The following is a 2,988-nucleotide window of genomic DNA, read 5'->3' on the forward strand; positions in this document are numbered from 1 at the left end:
CCGATAGCTCGGGCGGTGCGGGCATCCAGGCGGACATCAAGACGATCACCATGCTGGGCGGCTTCGCGATGACCGCGATCACCGCCATCACCGCGCAGAATTCGCTGGGCGTGACCGGCGTGGAAGCGCTTTCGCCCGAGATGGTGGGCGCGCAGATCGACGCCTGCGTGTCCGACATCGGCGTGGACGCGGTGAAGATCGGCATGCTCGGCTCGGCGGCGATCGCCCATGTCGTGGCGGACCGGCTGGAGGCATTGGGCGTGCCGGTGGTGTTCGATCCGGTTATGATCTCCACCAGCGGCTCGGTACTGGCGGACGCAGCGACAGTCGCCGCGTTCGAGCGCTTGATGAAGCTGGCCGCGCTGACCACGCCGAACGTGCCCGAACTGGTGGCGCTGGGCGGCGCAGAAGCGATGGCAGCGCGCGGCGTCACCTACCTCGCCAAAGGGGGGGATGCGCCAGGCGACATCGTTCACGATCGCCTGATCCGCCCGGGCCACGAGACGCTCGCGTGGAGCGCGCCGCGCATCGAAACGCCCCACACCCACGGCACCGGCTGCACCCTGTCCAGCGCCATCGCGACGGAACTGGGCCGCGGCATATCGCTGGTGCCCGCCATCGAAAACAGCCGCGCCTTCGTGCGAGCCGCGCTGCAAGCCGCCCCGGGCTTTGGCGCAGGCCATGGGCCGATGGGGCATCAGGCGGTTCGTTGAAGCGGGGTGAGGTCTGTTTGCGCCCACTTGTAGTCATTGCGTGGTGACATGGCACGGCGCTTACAGTTATAATATGGCATGCACGGATTGCCTGCGATTGCTTGGATATGGACCGCTGGCATTGTTGTCACTCTGGGTGTGTTTTTCTGCGGCTTGATATTGTGGACCAGAAAGCGGAACACCTTTGGTCTTCAAAGACGATCTGAAGTGGTCTTATTCTGGATCGTGGCGGTCACCATCGGAAGCTGGCTGCTCTTTTTACGTGCTGACGCGGAAGCCTCAGCTATCCACCGGCAGAATATAGGCATCCCGATCATCTACTTTTACTTTTGGCTGCTTGCAGTTGCACCTGCGCCATTGTTCGGGTTTGCCCTTTCTCGCGTATTTAAAAGAGAAGCGTCATAGGTCCGCTCTCCACCCAAGTTCCCCACTCAATCCCGGATCAAGCCTGTCAGCGTCTCGATCCGGTCTGCTTCGTGGGCGGGTTTGTCGGTGCGGATGCGGTTGATGCGGGGGAAGCGCATGGCGACGCCGGACTTGTGGCGCTTGCTCAGGTGGATGGAATCGAACGCGATTTCCAGCACCAGTGAGCGCTCTACTTCTCGGACCGGGCCGAACCGGTTGAGCGTGTGCTGGCGCACGAACTTGTCGAGCATTTTAAGCTCCTCGTCGGTGATGCCCGAATAGGCCTTGCCCACCGGCAGCAGCTCCGCGCCCTGATCGGGATCGCCGTCCCAGCAGCCGAAGGTGTAATCCGAATAGAACGAGGACCGCCGCCCGCTGCCGCGCTGGGCGTACATCATCACGCAGTCGACCAGCAACGGATCGCGCTTCCATTTGTACCATAGCCCCGTGCGGCGCCCTGCGATGTACGGGGAATCGCGGCGCTTGAGCATGACGCCCTCGATCGCGTCGTCGCGCGTGCGTTCGCGAATGCGGGCGAGATCATCGAGCGTCGCCGCCTTTATCACTTGGCTCAAGTCGAAGTCGTCCGGATCGAGGCGCGGCATCAGCGCTTCCAGGTGTAAGCGCCGCTGCTCCCAGGAAAGCTCGCGCAAGTCCTCGCCATCGACGATCAGCGCGTCATAGAGCCGCACGAAGGCCGGGTACTCCGCCAGCATCTTCTTGCTCACCACCTTGCGGCCCAGGCGCTGCTGCAGCGCGTTGAAGCTGGCCGCACCGCCTTCTTCCCCGCCCTGATGCGAGCCGCGCACCAGCAGTTCGCCGTCCAGCACCGCCGCGAACGGCAGCGAGGCGGCGACTTCGGGGAACGTGGCCGAGATATCGTCGCCCGATCGGGAATAGACGCGCGTCTCACCGGTGCCGTCCGCCTTGTCGGCGCGGACCAGCTGCACGCGGATGCCGTCCCATTTCCACTCGGCGGCGTAATCGGCCATGTCGACGATCGTCTCTTCGAGCGGATGCGCCAGCATGAACGGGCGGAACAGCGGAATCCCCTCGGACGAAGGCGCATCCTCGCCATGCGCGGCCCAGGCGAACAGCGGCTGATAGGGCGGGGTCTGGCCGTGCCAATGCTCCTCCACCTCTTCCACCGTGACGCCGAACGCCTGCGCGAACGCGGTCTTGGCGAGGCGTGAGGAGATGCCGATCCGCATCGCGCCAGTCGCCATCTTGAGCAAGGCGTAGCGGCCGTCGGAATCGAGCCGGTCCAGCATGCGCGGCAGTTCGGTAACGACGGTGGCGCGGGTCATCGCGGCCAGTGCATCGACCGCCTCGGTCACGGTGGGCGGGGTGGGGGGCGTGTCCGGTTCGGGCCATAGCAGGCTGGCGGTTTCGGCGCTGTCCCCCACGAAATCGCGGCTGAGGGCGTAGAGGACAGGGTCCACCCGCTCGCTCAGCAGATTGCGGATGGTGGAGGACTTCACCGCCGGAAAGTCGATCCCGTCGGTCAGCGCGGCCAGCGCCCAGCCGCGATCGGGGTCCGGCGTATCGCGCAGGTAATCGGCCAGTAGCTTGAGCTTGGCGTTGCGGCTGCGGGTATAGACAAGCGCATCCAGGAGGGCGGCGAACTCCTCCATCAATCGTCCTCGTCCTCGTAGCCCACGAGGGCCAACGCCTTGGCGCGCCGCTGGTGTAGCTGGCACCAGCGCAGCATCGCTTCTTCGCGACCGTGCGTGATCCAGGTTTCGTAGGGGTTCACGTCCACCACCGTCTGCGTCAGCTCGTCCCAGTCGGCATGGTCGGAGATGACCAGCGGCAGTTCCACCATGCGCTGGCGGGCGCGTTGGCGCACCCGCATCCAGCCGGACGCCAT

2 protein-coding genes and 1 pseudogene are annotated in these 2,988 nt (G+C 65.0%); 1 reads left to right on the forward strand and 2 read right to left on the reverse strand.

Annotated features, from left to right (window positions below; translation table 11 throughout):
- Positions 1-713, forward strand: a 713-nt coding sequence (gene thiD, locus ACHWRX_RS08810; protein WP_394658910.1) for a bifunctional hydroxymethylpyrimidine kinase/phosphomethylpyrimidine kinase, incomplete at its 5' end; no start/stop codon positions are given.
- Positions 714-1,144: 431 nt separating this feature from the next.
- Here thiD and ACHWRX_RS08815 read toward each other — a convergent pair.
- A complete protein-coding gene (locus tag ACHWRX_RS08815) occupies positions 1,145-2,752 on the reverse strand; it encodes a cisplatin damage response ATP-dependent DNA ligase (RefSeq protein WP_394658911.1) in 1,608 nt (535 codons plus the stop codon).
- Positions 2,752-2,988, reverse strand: a pseudogene (locus tag ACHWRX_RS08820) (DNA ligase-associated DEXH box helicase); the annotation flags it as partial. The gene ACHWRX_RS08815 and the pseudogene ACHWRX_RS08820, both read right to left, overlap by 1 nt.

It is taken from the genome of uncultured Novosphingobium sp., from assembly GCF_964277725.1.
Lineage (GTDB): Bacteria > Pseudomonadota > Alphaproteobacteria > Sphingomonadales > Sphingomonadaceae > Novosphingobium > Novosphingobium fluoreni.

Coding starts and splice junctions, on each gene's coding strand:
- ACHWRX_RS08815 (WP_394658911.1), bottom strand. CDS start 2,752: ATGGAGGAGTTCGCCGCCCTCCTGGATGCGCTTGTCTATACCCGCAGC.